Here is a 13,910-nt window from a genome sequence, read left to right on the forward strand (position 1 = left end):
CGTCAGCCCCGGCCGCTGCGGGTCAGCACGAAGCCGAGCGGGGTGACCCCGGCGGCGCGCAGGCGCTCCACGAGCCGGCGCAGGTCGTTCTGCCGGGTGCGATCACGCTCGACCACCACGACGGCGGTGCCCTGCCGGGCGACGGCGACGCCGCGCTCGTCGGACTCGGCCGGCGGGGCGTTGAAGAGCACGAGGCTGTGGTCGGCGCCCTGCCGCCAGGTGCCGAACCGCACGCTGCCCGCACCCACGCTCACCGGGTCGGCGCCCGTCACCCGGCCCTTGTCGCCGGTCACCACGTTGGAGACGCGGGGCAGGGTGAGCGTGGCGTCCGGGTCGGTGGAGGGGCGCGCGCCGGGCGGGTGCGGCGACGGCCGGCGGGCCGGCGGCTGCGCGGGCGCGTCGCCGGGCGCCGCGTCGGCCGAGCCGGATGTGCGGGGCTTCGGGACGGCCGGGCGGGACGGGTCGGCGGCGGCGGGCAGCCGCTCCCGGTCGGCGAGCACCGTGCCGCGCAGCCGCTCGGCGCGACCGCTGTCGTCGGCGACGAAGACCTCCCGGCCGACGGCCGCCAGGGCGACGGCCAGACCGGCGGTGATGGCCGTCGGATCCTCCTCGCGGGCGGTCAGCAGCGACACCCGGGCGGGCTGGCGCACCCGCTCGGCGATGGCCATCGCCACGTACCGGATGTCGGCGTCGACCGCCTCCCTGCCGCCGCGCCACCGGCGACTGCGGACGGTGCCGAGCAGGGGCAGGCCGGTGGCGTCGCGGCCGTCGTCGACGGACCGGATCCGCCGGTCGAGCGACTCCCAGGCGTACGCCAGCACCACGCCGAGCAGCGTCCCGCCGAGCAGGCCGGCGAGCACGAAGAGCGGGCGGTTCCCGGCGGAGGACGCGAGGGCCCGCTCGGCGGTCTGGGTGACCCAGCCGGGGTTGACGTCGACCGCGGCGATCTCGGTACGGGCCGCGTTGAGCTGCGTGAGCTGGTTGTTGATGCCGGCGAGCTCGGTCACCGCCGCGTCGACCGCGCCCTCCCGGGCGTTGTTGACGCGCTTCTGCAGGGCGGCCTGCTGGGCGGCGACCTTGCTGATGCTCTCGTCGTACGAGCGCAGCATCTCCTCGCGCTGCTTCTCGTACATCGCCCGACGCACCTCCAGGTAGGCGCGGGCGGCCAGGTTGACGCCCTCCACCGCCTGCTCCGCGGTGGGCGCCTGGTAGACGAAGCGCAGGATCTGCCCGCCCGTGGGCACCTCCACCTCGAGGGCGTCGCGCACCGCGCGCGGATCCTGCCCGCCCGCCTCGGCCAGCCGCTGCACCACCTCGGTGCCGGTGGCGATGCCGCTCTCCACGTTCATGTTGACCGCCCGGTCGGCGTTGGCCCCGCTGGGCGTGAACGCGTCGGTCACGACGGGCCGGACCGCCACGACCGCGCTGGCGGTCACCGCGGCCGGAACGAGGAACACGTAGCCGAGCGCGGCGACGAGGCCGAGCGCGGCGACGGCCGCCACCAGCCGGATCCGGTGCACCGGCACGCGGAGCACGTCGGTCAGCGTGACGGTGCGGCCCGCCCCGCCACCGTTGGCGGGTGCGTCGGTGGACCAGGAGCCGGCAGGAGCGTCAGTCATGGAACTTCTTCACCGTCTGTTGTGGATTTCCGGCGACCACGACCCGCGGCGGCACGTCGGTGCGGACCACGGTGGCGGCGCCCACGACGCTGTCCCGGCCGATCCGCACGCCCTTCATCACCAGGGCGTGCGCCCCGATCCACACGTTGTCCTCGATCGTGATCGGGGCGCGGGTGGCCGGCACGGGCGGGTCGTGCCGCCGCTCGGGCGGCAGGTTGTGGAAGTCGTTGTCCAGCAGCTCGCAGTCCGAAAGCAGGCACCGGTCGCCGATCGTCACCGACGTCCAGGTGCCGATCCAGGTGGCGTTCAGCAGGCAGTCGGCGCCGACGGTGACCTCGCCGGGGCCGGCGAAGCGGACCAGCTTGTTGAGCCGCGTGCGGTCGCCGATGCTCACCCGTACGCCCCGGCGCAGGCGGATCCGGCCGCGGATCTCGACGCCCCGGCCGAGGGTCAGCCGGGGGTAGCGCAGCCGGTACCAGCCGCGCTTGACCGCGAAGACCGCGCGCACCGCGAGCCCCCGGCGGAGGCCACCCGCGCCGACCAACGACCCTCCCTACGTCGCGGGGGCCGGCGACGGCTGATCCGTCGCCGGCCCAACGTGAACAATCTACCGATGTCCGTCACGAACTGTTGACCCTCACTGCACGGAGAAGAACGTCGACGGGGTCGACCAGGTCACACCGGCCGCCGCCGGGGCGACGACGGTCGCCGCCGTCCCGTCGACCGCCGGGGCGGCCGTCGGGTCGAACGGCACGCTGCGCAGCGTCCCGTCGGTGGCGCCGTACACGATCTTCCCGGCCACCCAGGCCATGCCGCGCACGGTCGACCAGGCGACCCCGGTGGTGGGCAGGGTGAACTCGGTGGCGCCGAGGTAGTTGCCGTCGATCTCGAAGTAGCGGTAGTAGAGGCCGCTGGCGCCCGTGCGGGTGTAGTAGAGGCGACCGTCGAGATAGAACGCCCCGCTCATCGCCGCCGGGTTGAACCAGTCGTTGTAGCCGGACGCCTCCCAGGGCGCGCCGATCGTCACGCCGTTGAACATCGAGATGTCGATCCGGCTGCCGGTGGGGGTGCCGGCGACCGTGTGCGACCAGTAGATCCGGTCGGCCACCCGCCAGGTGGCGCCGGCCGCGGTGTAGTTGGGCTGGCTGACGGTGGTCGGGGTGCCGACGCCGGTGCCGTCGAACGGGACCCTGGCCAGCTGGCCGGGACCGGTGCCGACGTAGAGGTTGCCGGCGGTCGCGGTCGGCGCGTTCTTCGGGGTGATGGTGCGCCCGCCGGTCAGCGGGAACATGCCGAGCCGGCCGTGGTACTCGTTGCCCATCCCGTCGGAGTTGTGGCCGAAGTAGAGGCCGTCGCTGCCGCGCCAGAGCACCGGCACCGACGAACCCCAGTTGCTGGTGCCGGCCGGCATGGAGGCGCTGCCGCTGCGGCGCGGGTTCCAGTTGACCGGCATCCCGGTGGCCGGGGTGACCGCGGCGATGCCGAGCCGGTCGATCGCGCCGGCGCCGGCCCGGTCGCTGGCGTTCGGGTTGTTCAGCCAGCGGAAGTGCCCACCGAGGTAGATGACGTTGTCGGCGACCTCCACGGAGGTGATGGTGTCGTTGCCGGTGTAGTCGACCCAGGTGCCGAGCTGCCCGGCGCCCCGGGCCGCGGTCTCGAACCGCACCAGCGCGTCGCAGTACGCGGCCGGCCAGCCCGCGCCGCCGTTGGTGCCGACGACGAACCAGCTGCCGTCGCCGCCGAACTTGACGTCCTGCACGTAGTGCACGAAGGTCGCCGGGGCCGCGCACGGCGGGACGAACTTCTCGGTGCTCCAGTTCAGCACGGTCGGCGTGCCCGACAGGTCGACCAGCGCCATCTGGTTGCGCGGCAGGTCGTCGACGTAGAGGAAGTTGCCGCCGACGGCCAGCGTGCCGCCGTCGGGCGAGACGTCGATGGTCCACACGTACGAGGTGGTGCTGTGGCGCCCGACGGTGGCGTCGACGGTGAAGGTCGGGTCGATGGCGCCGGTAGTGGCGTCGAGCCGGCCGAGGCCGGAGTGCGCGGTGCCGTTGAGCCAGTTGAACGCCCCGGCCACGTAGAGCCAGTTGCCGTGCAGCGCCAGGTCACGCACGGTGCCGCCGTCGGAGCGGCCGACCCAGCTGTCGACGATCGCGCCCGTGGTCGGGTTCAGCGCCACCAGGTTCTTGCGCGACACGCCGTTGACGGTCTTGAAGGCGCCGCCGACGATCAGCGTGCCGCCCGGCCCGGCGACCAGCGTGTTGACGGCCCCGTCGAGCACCGGCAGGAAGGTGGTGGAGATCGTCCCGGTGGCCCGGTCGTACCCGAAGAGGTAGCGCTGGGTGGTCCACGCCGCGCTGGCGGTCTGCCGGATCTGGGTGAAGCTGCCGCCGACGTACACCGTGGAGCCGACCTGGGCGAAGGCGCGGGTCTCGCCGTCCCTGGCGTGGGGTGTGGCGTCGGCGGGGTTCGCCGAGACCAGGGTCGCCGGTTCGGGAGCCGGCACCACGGCGGCCGACGTCCCGGTGGGGACGGCCAGCACGGCGGCGAGGGTCACCAGGCTGACCACCGCCGCCCGGGTGCGGAATCCGGCTGGTCGCCGAGAGAGCGGAGTTCCGGGCACGCTACGCCTCCAAGGTGGAAGAGAACCCGCGTAGCGTGCCCTGCCGACCCCGCTCGGCGATATCCGCCGATTGGGCGGTGACGCGTCGGTTCCACGACAGCGCGCGCGATGAGTCGGATGTCCGACTCATCGCGACCGCAGTCGATTCTCGGATGGCCATCCCCCGTCAGCGGCGTCCTCCGGTGGTCGGCTGCCGCAGGTAGCTGTCGCGGCCGGCACGGGCGAACCCGGCCACCGCTGCCGCGTCGTGGTTCATCGTCATGTCGCAGGTGCTCGTCCGGCGGGTCATCCCGGCGGAGTTGAAGTAGATCGCCGCCTTGATCTTCGGGTGCGCCTTGAGCGCCGCCGGGAACTCCTCGAACCAGCGCCGCTTCGCGTCCGGGTCGGCCGCGTCGAAGTTGGTGCCGAACTCGGCCAGCATCCGCGGCTTGCCGACGCCGAGGCGGTGCTCGTCGAGCCACCGGTAGAAACCGCCGATGGTGGTGGCCGGGCTCTTCCACACCTTGCTGCCGTTGCAGACGTGGAAGTTGTACGGGTCGTAGCCCACCCAGTCGACGTACCGGTCGCCCGGGTAGAGCCCGGCGTACCGGTCGTAGTGGCCGGACCAGCCCATCATCGTCCACACCCAGACGGCGTTGTGGGCGCCCGCGGCGGCGAACCGGTCGTGCACGTGCCGCCAGGCGCGGACGAAGTCGGCGTCGCTGCCCTTCTCCGGCTCGTCCTCCGGCTCGTGGTCGAAGCCCATGAAGACCGGCACGCCGGTGTCCCGGATCCGGCCGGCGACCGCGTCGATGGTGGCGTCGTACCGGCCGCTGTAGACGTCCCGCCAGGTGAGCACGGCGCCGGAGGAGAACACGCGGGACTCCCAGGCGAAGAACATCAGCCGGCCCTCGCGCATCTGCTGCCGCTGGTAGGCGTCCGGGAAGGCGCCGTTGCTGCCGGCGTTGGAGAAGTCGTGGTAGCGGTGCACGACGTCGAAGTTCCGCCCGACCTGCGCCTCCACCTCGGCGACCGCGGCGCCGTGGTCCCACCCGTCGGCCGCGCTGGCCGGGGAGTACATCCCCCACCAGGCGCCGCAGGAGGGCACGAGCTTGCCGGACACCTCGCCGCACCGGCCCGTGCCGGTCGAAGGGCTGGCCGACGGGCTCGGCGTCGGCCGGGTCGGACCGGCGCTGGGCGTCGGCGCGGGCGGCGGCGGCGCCAGGGTCCGGCTCGGAGAGGGTGCGGCGGTGGTCACCACCGGTGTGGGCGCGGCGCCGACGTCGTAGCGGATCTCCAGGCGCGGGCGCAGGTCGGGGTTGCGGTTCTCCGTCGACGCCCAGTAGATCCTGCTCTCCAGGCCGGTCTGCGCCAGCGACACCGTCCAGGTGCCGTTCCCGGTGACCAGCCCCGACACGTCCCACTCGTTGAACCCGGGCACCACCCCGGAGACGGTGTCCAGGGCCGGGCCGGCCGGCGCGGGCGCCGGGCGCGCCGCCCGGGCGTCGACCGTGGCGGCGTGCGCGGTCACGGTCGCGGGGAACTTCTGCCAGGCGTGCACGCGCAGCGTGGCCCGGACGTTGACGGCCGACGCCGGCAGCGTGGTCACGGCGAAGCGGACGACCGCCTGCCGGGCGCCGCGCGGGTTGCCGTCGCAGGGGGCCGGGCAGGTCGCCAGGGTGGTCTTCGCGCCGTTGTCGCCGTCCTGCGGCACCGTCGTCGCCGTGGTGTCCGCGGCCGCCGGGATCGACACGTCGTCGGCGGCCAGCAGCGGCATCGTGCCGGCCACGATGCCGGCGACGACGGTGGCGCCGACCACGCCGAGCACCACGGCCTTGCGCCGTGGGCCGCGGTCGCGGGTGAGGCGGTGCAGTCCGTGCCTGCTCAAGGAACACTCCCTGTGTCTGGGACGGTGACGGTCAGCAGCGTAACCATGACCGCCACGCGACGTGCGCAGGACAGCCGGACGTAAGCGCGTCTTAACCGTCGCCTAAGGATGCCCTCGATGACCACAGGGGACACTCCCCGTCCCACGGGGTCGGTCAGGCGGCGCGGGCGGCGGCCAGCGCGGCGGCCATCGCCGCCCGGGGCGCGGCGACGCCCGTGAAGTGCTCGAACTGGCCCACCGCCTGGGCCAGGAGCAGGTCGAGCCCGGAGACGATCCGACAGCCGACGGCCTCGGCCGAGGCGGCCAGCGGCGTCGGCCACGGGTCGTAGAGCGCGTCGAAGAGCACCGTCTCCGGCCGCCAGGCCACCGCGCCGGCGAGCGGGTCGGCGACCCCCTTCGGCACGGTGGAGACCACCACGTCGGCGCGGCACCGGTCCGCCGCGTCGGCCCAGGGCGCGCCGGTCAGCTCCACGCCGACCGCGCGCGCCACGGGGCGCAACTCCCCGACCGCCTCCGGTCGGCGGGCCACCACGGTCACGGCGCGGGCGGCCAGCCGCCCGGCCGCCGCCACCGCCGCGCGCGCGGTGCCGCCCGCGCCCAGCACCGACACCGTCGCGCCGGGGCGCACCCCGGCCTCGGCGAGCACCTCGACCATGCCGACGACGTCGGTGTTGTCGGCGTACCAGGAGCCGTCCGGTCGGCGTACCAGCGTGTTGGCGGCGCCGACCGCGGCGGCGACCGGCGAGACCGCGGCGGCCACCGCGAGCGCCGCCTCCTTGCCCGGCATGGTCACCGACAGCCCGGCCCACTCCGGGCCGAGGCCGGCGACCACGTCCGGCAGCTCCGCCGCCGCGCACTCGATCCGGGTGTACGACCATCCGGTCAGCCCCGCCGCCGCGTAGCCGGCGTGGTGGATCACCGGGGAGAGGGAGTGCGCGATCGGCTTGCCGAGCACCCCCGCCCGCCGTGCGGCCGTCATCAGATGACGCCGTTCTCCCGGGCCTTCGCCTCGTTCTTCTTCTGTTCGTCGTAGGTCTCGGCGAACTCCGTGGTCCCCTTCTTGTCGACCGCCACGAACCAGAGCCACTTCCCCACGGGCGGGTCCATGGCTCCCGCCATGGCGTCCCTGCCCGGGTTGTTGATCGGAGTGGGGATCATCCCCCGCAGCTTGCGGCTGTACGGGTTCTTGGTGTCGAGGAGCTCTTCCCTGGTCATCTCGGCGGAGGTCTTGGTGTCCTGGCCGGTCAACTCCAGGTAGTAGTTGACCGTGACGTCCATCTCCAGGCAGTTGCACGGGAACTCGCCGTATGCCCGGTTGTAGGCGACCCGGGCGACCTTGCCCAGGTCCTCCTTGCGGCCCGCCTCGGCCTGGGCCAGCGACGCGACGATCAGCGCCTCGTACGGAGTGATGCCGCCGCGCTCCTTCTGCACCCGGTCGGCGAACTTCATCTCGCCGGTGACGCTGAGGAAGTTCTCCACCATCAACTCGATGATCGTCTCGGCGGTCGCCTTCGGCGGAATCTCGTAGGTGTCCGGGTAGAGGAAGCCCTCGATCGACGGCTTGACCTTCTTGCCGTCGCTGCGCTTGAACCACCAGTCCGGCACGCCCCGCGCGATCGGGTCCTTCGCCGCCGCCTCGAACTCCTTGACCGGGATCTTGGTCTTTTCCGAGAGCAGCTTGTAGACGCTCTTCGCCGTCCGGCCCTCCGGGATGGTGACCCCGTTGACGATCCGGTTCTTCGGGTCGAGCATCGCGGTGACCGCGCTCTCCCCGCTCATCTGCTTGCGCAGCTTGTAGGTGCCCGGCTGGATGTTCTTGCTGCGCGAGTTGGCCTCGGCCGCCTCGACGAACGCCTTGGCGCTCTTGACCACGCCGGCGGCGACGAGGGCGTCGGCCATGTCGGCGATCAGCGCGCCCTGCTTGATCGCGACCGTCACCTCGCCGGTGCCGCTGCCGTCGTAGTCGGGCGTGACGAAGTAGTTCTGGATCCGGTCGAAGCCGTAGAAGGCCCCGCCCCCAATCCCGCCCAGCAGGACCAGGGCGAGCAGCAGGGCCAGCACGGTCCTGCCCCGGCCGCCGCCGGAGCCACCGTTGCGCTTACGCATCGCGCTGCGCCGGTGTTTCCCCTTCTCCCCTCGCTCCTGCTCGTCGAACCCGAGGTCCAGATCGTCGATCATCGCGTCCGCCTCCGCTGCGCGTCCAGCCAGCTCTGCAGAATCTCCACCGCGGCAGCCTGGTCGACCACCGCCCGTTGCCGTTTTCCTCGGACACCACGCTCGGCCAGCCTACGAGACGCCACGACGGTGGACATCCTCTCGTCGGTGAGCGCCACCGGAACGGGCGCTATCACATCGGCCAGTCGGTCAGCGTACGCCTTCACGTGCACGGCCGCCGGACCGTGCCTGCCGGCGAGATTGACCGGCAGGCCGACGACGACCTCGACCGCCTCGTGCTCGGCCACCAGCGCGGCGAGTTCGGCGATGTCGCTCGGCACCTCGTCGGGGCCGGCCGTGAGGTCGCGGGCGAGGGTGACCAGCGGGGTGGCCAGCACCCCGTGCGGGTCGGAGCGGGACACCCCGACCCGCACCTGCCCGACGTCCACCCCGAGCCGGACGCCGCGGGACAACTCGCTCACTGTCGGTGACTCCCCCCGAAACGGCGAACCAGGGCGGACCGCCCCGGTCCGCCCTGGTCGCTGCGGTCTGGCCTCACGCCTCGGCGATCGCCTTCTCGACCGTGAGCAGCAGGTTCGGCGCTTCCGCCGCCGGCAGGCCGCCGCCCTGGGCGAGGTCGGGGCTGCCGCCGCCGCGCCCGGAGAAGGCCGCCTTCACCAGGTCCGCGGCGGACAGGCCCCGGCTGCGGGCGGCCGGGTTGACCGCGACCACCAGAGAGGCCTTGCCTCCTGCCCGGGCCGCCACCGCGACCACCGCCGGCCGCGCCGGGTCGATCCTGCCCCGGATCTCCTGGGCCAGGGTCCGCACGTCGTTGCCGGCCGCGCCCTCCGGCGCCTCGGTGCCCACGTACGCGACCCCGCGCACGTCCCTGGCCTGCGCGGCGAGCGCCGCCGCGCCGCCCAGCACCAGCTGGGCCCGCAGCTTCTCCAGCTCCTTCTCCGCGTCGCGCAGCTGGGTCACGGTCTGCTCGACCCGGTCGGCGACCTGGTCGTTGGGCACCCGGTACAGCTCGGCGAGGCGGGACACCAGCAGGTGTTCCCGGGCCAGGAAGTTGAACGCGTCCATGCCGACCAGCGCCTCGACCCGGCGCACGCCGGAACCGATCGACGACTCGGAGAGGATCTTGACCAGGCCGAGCTGGCCGGAGCGGGCGACGTGCGTGCCGCCGCACAACTCCCGGGCGTAGTCGCCGACCTCGACGACCCGCACCTCCTCGCCGTACTTCTCGCCGAACAGCGCCATCGCGCCGATCCGCCGCGCCTCCTCCAGCGAGGTGACGAACGCGTGCACCTCCAGGTCGGCGAGGAGCACCTCGTTTACCTGCTGCTCCACGTCGCGCAGCACGCTCGGCGCCACCCCGGTCGGGGTGTTGAAGTCGAACCGCAGCCGGCCCGGGGCGTTCAGCGAGCCGGCCTGGGTGGCGGACTCGCCGAGGAAGTTGCGCATGGTCTGGTGCACCAGGTGCGTGGCGGTGTGCGAGCGGGAGATCGCCCGCCGACGGGTGGTGTCGATCTCGGCGAAGCCGGTCTCCCCCGCCCGCACCTCGCCCCGGACCACCCGGGCGCGGTGCACGATCAGGCCGGGCACCGGCTGCTGCACGTCGAGCACCTCGACCTGGCCGCCGCCGACGGTGATCATGCCCAGGTCGGGCTGCTGACCGCCGCCCTCGGCGTAGAACGGGGTGGCGTCGAGCACCAGCTCGACCGTGTCGCCCTCGACCGCCGCCTGGCGGGGGCCGTCGACGCCGAGCACCGCCCGCACCGTCGACTCCCGGGACACCTCGCTGTAGCCGGTGAACGTCACCGGGCCGCCCGAGTCGAGCACCGACCGGTACGCCGACAGGTCGGTGTGCCCGGTCTTGCGCGCCTGCGCGTCGGCCTTGGCGCGGGCCCGCTGGTCGGCCATCAGCCGGCGGAAGCCCTCCGCGTCGACCGCCAGCCCCTGCTCGGCCGCGATCTCCAGGGTCAGGTCGATCGGGAAGCCGTACGTGTCGTGCAGCTGGAACGCCTTCTCGCCCGACAGCGCCTGCCTGCCGGCGGTGCGGGTCTCGGCGATCGCCATGTCCAGGATCGTGGTGCCGGCGCGCAGGGTGGACAGGAAGGCGTCCTCCTCCGCGTACGCGTAGTCGGCGATCCGGTCGAAGTCGGCGGCCAGCTCCGGGTACGACGGGGACATGCAGTCGCGGGCCACGGGCAGCAGCTCGGGCAGCGCCCGCTCCTGCCAGCCGAGCAGCCGCACGGCGCGGATCGCCCGGCGCATGATGCGACGCAGCACGTAGCCGCGCCCCTCGTTGCTCGGGGTGACTCCGTCGCCGATCAGCATCAGCGCGGTGCGCACGTGGTCGGCGACCACCCGCAGCCGCACGTCGTCCGGGTGCGACTCGCTCGCGACATGACCCGAGTGGGCGCCGTAGCGCTTGCCGGTCAGCTCGGCGGCCCGGTCGAGGATCGGCCGGACCTCGTCGATCTCGTAGAGGTTGTCGACGCCCTGGAGGATGGAGGCCATCCGCTCCAGGCCCATGCCGGTGTCGATGTTCTTCGCCGGCAGGTCCCCGAGGATCGGGTAGTCCTCCTTGCCGGTGCCCGGGCCCCGCTCGAACTGCATGAAGACGAGGTTCCAGAACTCCATGTAGCGGTCCTCGTCGACCGCCGGACCGCCCTCGCGGCCGTACTCCGGGCCACGGTCGTAGAACAGCTCCGAGCACGGGCCGCACGGGCCGGGGATGCCCATCGACCAGAAGTTGTCCGCCTTGCCCCGGCGCACGATCCGCTCGGCGGGCACGCCGACCGACCGCCAGATCTCGAACGCCTCGTCGTCGTCCAGGTAGACCGTCGGCCAGATCCGCTCCGGGTCGAGGCCGAAGCCGCCCTGCTCCTGTGACTTCGTGGCCAGGTCCCAGGCGAGCGGGATCGCCCCGTCCTTGAAGTAGTCACCGAAGGAGAAGTTGCCGTTCATCTGGAAGAACGTGCCGTGCCGGCTGGTCTTGCCGACCTCGTCGATGTCGGGCGTGCGGATGCACTTCTGCACACTCACCGCCCGCCGGTACGGCGCGCTCTGCTGCCCCAGGAAGTAGGGGACGAACTGCACCATGCCGGCGTTGACGAACAGCAGGTTCGGGTCGCTGATGGCGGGCAGCGGAGCGGACGGCACCACGGCGTGGCCGTTCGCCTCGAAGTGGGCGAGGTACCGCCGCTTGATCTCCGCCGTCTTCATCGCTGGTGTTCCTCCGGAAAGATCTCTCGGTCGCCGATACGCGGGTCTTCCCGCAGCTCGGCGAACTGGTCGTCGAACGCCTCGCCCTGGGCGAACGCCTCGTGGATCTCCTGCTCGCGCTCGGCCATCGCGACCCGGACGTCCTCCACGAAGCTACGCAGCGACTCCGCCAGGCCGCCAGCGGATTCGGTCACGCTGCTGGCGATGCCGGCCGGGGTGTACGCCTGCGCGGTGCGGGTCGCCTTGCGGACCACGACCACGCCGACGGCCAGCCCGATGCCGAGCCAGAACAAGCGCCTCATACTTCCAGCTCCTCCTGGTGGTGGCCGTCAGCGGTTGCCGCGCTTGGCGGCCCGCCGCTGCTGCTTGATGGTGTCGCGCACCTCGCGCTCGGTCTCGGCGTGCCGCCGGGCGGCGGCGGCCTTGCGGACGCCGTAGCCGAAGGCCGCCACCTTGACCAACGGGTTGGCCGCGGCGGCGGAGACGACGGTCGCCAGGTTGGCGACGTTGGCGGTGACGTTCTGCGCGTGGCTGGTCATGGTGTCGACCTTGGCGAGTTGCAGATTCACCCCGTCCAGGGAGGTCTGCACCTGCTCCAGGGCGGTGTTCACGTTCTTCACCGTGGTGTTCACGTCGCCCAGCAGCGGCGCGGTCCGGTCGTTGAGGTCGTTGATCATCCGGGTGGTGGCGTCCACGGTGTGCCGCAGCCGCAGGATGGGCAGCGTCAGGATCAACACCAGCATCGCGAACGCGATCGCCGCGATCAGTGCCGCGACCTCTCCAAAGTCCACGCCTGTCCTCCTCAAGCAGGGTTCCGGGGACGGGACGTCCCCGGAACGCGCGACCGTCTTGCCCACACCGCCGCTCGGCGACCGCACGGGTCAGCGGGAGCTGGCGGATCCGCCAGCCCCAGACCCTACCGTCCGTGATGGAAACCGGCTCAGGACGGTGAGGGTGTCGGTTCGCCGAGCGGATCCTCGCTGAGCGTCGGGAACGGGTCCTCACCGGTGAGCGACGGATCGGTGCTCGGCTGCGGCCGGGTCCGGTCGTCGTCGATCGCGTTGCGGACCTTCACCGACACCAACGATCCGGTGCACTGCTGCGCAGCGGTCGAGGGGTCGGGCGACGGCACGAGGGCCGGCTCCCCGTCCACCGGCGGCGGCACGCAGGCCGGCTCGCGTACCCAGAGGTCGAGGGTCAGCTCGTCCCGGCGCCAGCAGGTGTAGCGGCCCTTCGACTGCTGCTCGGGGCAGCGGGTCACCTGCCACGGCCGCCAGCCGTCCTCGGTCAGCGCCCGCTCGTAGACCTGCGCGGTCTCCTCCGGGGACCGCTCGGAGGTGACGGTGCGTTCGCGCAGCCGGCAGTCGAGCAGGCACCAGCGGCTTCCGCTGACGTCGTCCACCGTCTTCACCGCCGCCCAGCCCGGCACGTCGAGCTCGTCGAGCGTGTCGAAGACCGGGTCCCGGCTGAGGGTGCGGATGCCGAAGAAGACCGGGATCGCGCCGAGGAGCACCACGCTGACCAGCGCCAGGACGCCCATCCGTAGCCGTCGCCGCTCGCGCATCTGTCGCCGCAGCTCCGACCGCGCGCCGCGCAGCCCGCCGGTGGCGGGCGCGTCGTCGTCGGGCGACTCCGGCTCCGCGGCCCGGCGCAGCGCCGGACCGTCCGCGGGGCCCGGTCGGGTGGCGGCCGGATCGGCCGACGGTACGACGGCGGCGGCCCGGGCCACCGCCGGCTCACCGGCGGGACCCGGCGGCGGCACCGGCGGTACCGGCGACGGTTCCGGTCGACCCGGCTCGCGGTGCGGCGGAAGGGCGCGCCCGGCGGCGCGGTCGTCCGGTCCGGGGCGGGGCGCCGGGGTCGCCGCCCTGGCCACGCCGGCCGTGCCTGGGCGGGCGCCCGCGCCGGAGGTCGGCTCCGAGCGGTCCCGCCCGGGGCCGGGCGGCCGGGCGGGACCGGCCGGGGTGCCGGGGCGGGCGCGGTCGGTCGCCGCCGGCCGGTCCGGGCCGGGTGGCGCGGCGCCGAGCCTGCGCGGACCCGCCGGCGCGTCCGGCCGGTCCGCACCTCGGGGCGTCGCGGTGGCCGGCGTTCCGCCGGCGTCCGGGGCTCCGTCCGGCGGAACGGCGGCGCCGGTCCCGGCCGGCGGCACGGCTCCGGCCGGCGGCACGGCTCCGGCTGGCGGCACGGCTCCGGCTGGCGGCACGGCTCCGCGCACGGCTCCGGCCGGCGGCACGGCTCCGCGCACGGCCCCGGCCGGCGGCACGGCTCCGTGGGCGGTCCCGGCCGGCGGCACGGCCCGGCCGGGCGGGGCGTCGGGACGGGCGGGCGGGGCGTCGGGACGGGCGGCGCCCCGAGCCGGTCGGCCCTGGGTCGCGTCCGGACGGGCCCGCCCGGCGGGACGCGGCTCGCCCCC

The 13,910-nt window shown here is 73.7% G+C and carries 11 protein-coding genes; all 11 read right to left on the reverse strand.

Going from position 1 to position 13,910, the window contains the following annotated elements:
- Positions 1-2 precede the first annotated feature (2 nt).
- The 11 genes from GA0070606_RS05385 to GA0070606_RS05435 all read right to left on the reverse strand — a co-directional run bounded on the left by GA0070606_RS05385 (position 3) and on the right by GA0070606_RS05435 (position 13,061).
- Entirely contained in the window at positions 3-1,619 is a 1,617-nt protein-coding gene (locus tag GA0070606_RS05385) for a P-loop NTPase family protein (RefSeq protein ID WP_091095602.1), read from the reverse strand.
- Complete coding sequence (locus GA0070606_RS05390; protein ID WP_091095604.1) at positions 1,612-2,163, reverse strand: acyltransferase; 552 nt, start codon at positions 2,161-2,163, stop codon at positions 1,612-1,614. The genes GA0070606_RS05385 and GA0070606_RS05390 overlap by 8 nt, the downstream gene beginning before the upstream one ends.
- Before the next feature lie 93 nt (positions 2,164-2,256).
- Complete coding sequence (locus GA0070606_RS05395; RefSeq protein WP_176737512.1) at positions 2,257-4,188, reverse strand: hypothetical protein; 1,932 nt, start codon at positions 4,186-4,188, stop codon at positions 2,257-2,259.
- Positions 4,189-4,408: 220 nt separating this feature from the next.
- Complete coding sequence (locus GA0070606_RS05400; protein ID WP_091095608.1) at positions 4,409-6,109, reverse strand: glycosyl hydrolase; 1,701 nt, start codon at positions 6,107-6,109, stop codon at positions 4,409-4,411.
- Positions 6,110-6,263: 154 nt separating this feature from the next.
- Positions 6,264-7,088, reverse strand: a complete 825-nt coding sequence (locus tag GA0070606_RS05405) for a shikimate dehydrogenase (protein WP_091095610.1) — start codon at positions 7,086-7,088, stop codon at positions 6,264-6,266.
- Complete coding sequence (gene mltG / locus GA0070606_RS05410) at positions 7,088-8,287, reverse strand: endolytic transglycosylase MltG (RefSeq protein ID WP_091095612.1); 1,200 nt, start codon at positions 8,285-8,287, stop codon at positions 7,088-7,090. The genes GA0070606_RS05405 and mltG overlap by 1 nt, the downstream gene beginning before the upstream one ends.
- Positions 8,284-8,745 carry a Holliday junction resolvase RuvX gene (ruvX, locus tag GA0070606_RS05415; RefSeq protein WP_091095613.1) on the reverse strand — a complete coding sequence of 154 codons (462 nt, stop codon included), beginning with the start codon at positions 8,743-8,745 and terminating at the stop codon, positions 8,284-8,286. Before ruvX ends, mltG begins: the two co-directional genes overlap by 4 nt.
- Before the next feature lie 73 nt (positions 8,746-8,818).
- Positions 8,819-11,497 (reverse strand): alanine--tRNA ligase, encoded by a 2,679-nt coding sequence (alaS, locus tag GA0070606_RS05420; protein ID WP_091095615.1) that lies wholly within the window; start codon positions 11,495-11,497, stop codon positions 8,819-8,821.
- A complete protein-coding gene (locus GA0070606_RS05425; protein WP_091095617.1) occupies positions 11,494-11,799 on the reverse strand; it encodes a hypothetical protein in 306 nt (101 codons plus the stop codon). The genes alaS and GA0070606_RS05425 overlap by 4 nt, the downstream gene beginning before the upstream one ends.
- 27 nt (positions 11,800-11,826) lie before the next feature.
- Entirely contained in the window at positions 11,827-12,288 is a 462-nt protein-coding gene (locus GA0070606_RS05430) for a DUF948 domain-containing protein (protein WP_091095618.1), read from the reverse strand.
- A gap of 149 nt (positions 12,289-12,437) precedes the next feature.
- The gene (locus GA0070606_RS05435) at positions 12,438-13,061 is read right to left on the reverse strand and encodes a hypothetical protein (protein WP_091107333.1); all 624 of its coding nucleotides are present in this window, start codon (positions 13,059-13,061) and stop codon (positions 12,438-12,440) included.
- Positions 13,062-13,910: the final 849 nt, after the last annotated feature.

The organism is Micromonospora citrea, from assembly GCF_900090315.1.
Classification (GTDB): Bacteria; Actinomycetota; Actinomycetes; order Mycobacteriales; family Micromonosporaceae; genus Micromonospora; species Micromonospora citrea.

Coding starts and splice junctions, on each gene's coding strand:
- GA0070606_RS05385 (WP_091095602.1), bottom strand. CDS start 1,619: ATGACTGACGCTCCTGCCGGCTCCTGGTCCACCGACGCACCCGCCAAC.
- GA0070606_RS05405 (WP_091095610.1), bottom strand. CDS start 7,088: ATGACGGCCGCACGGCGGGCGGGGGTGCTCGGCAAGCCGATCGCGCAC.
- mltG (WP_091095612.1), bottom strand. CDS start 8,287: ATGATCGACGATCTGGACCTCGGGTTCGACGAGCAGGAGCGAGGGGAG.
- alaS (WP_091095615.1), bottom strand. CDS start 11,497: ATGAAGACGGCGGAGATCAAGCGGCGGTACCTCGCCCACTTCGAGGCG.
- GA0070606_RS05425 (WP_091095617.1), bottom strand. CDS start 11,799: ATGAGGCGCTTGTTCTGGCTCGGCATCGGGCTGGCCGTCGGCGTGGTC.
- GA0070606_RS05435 (WP_091107333.1), bottom strand. CDS start 13,061: ATGCGCGAGCGGCGACGGCTACGGATGGGCGTCCTGGCGCTGGTCAGC.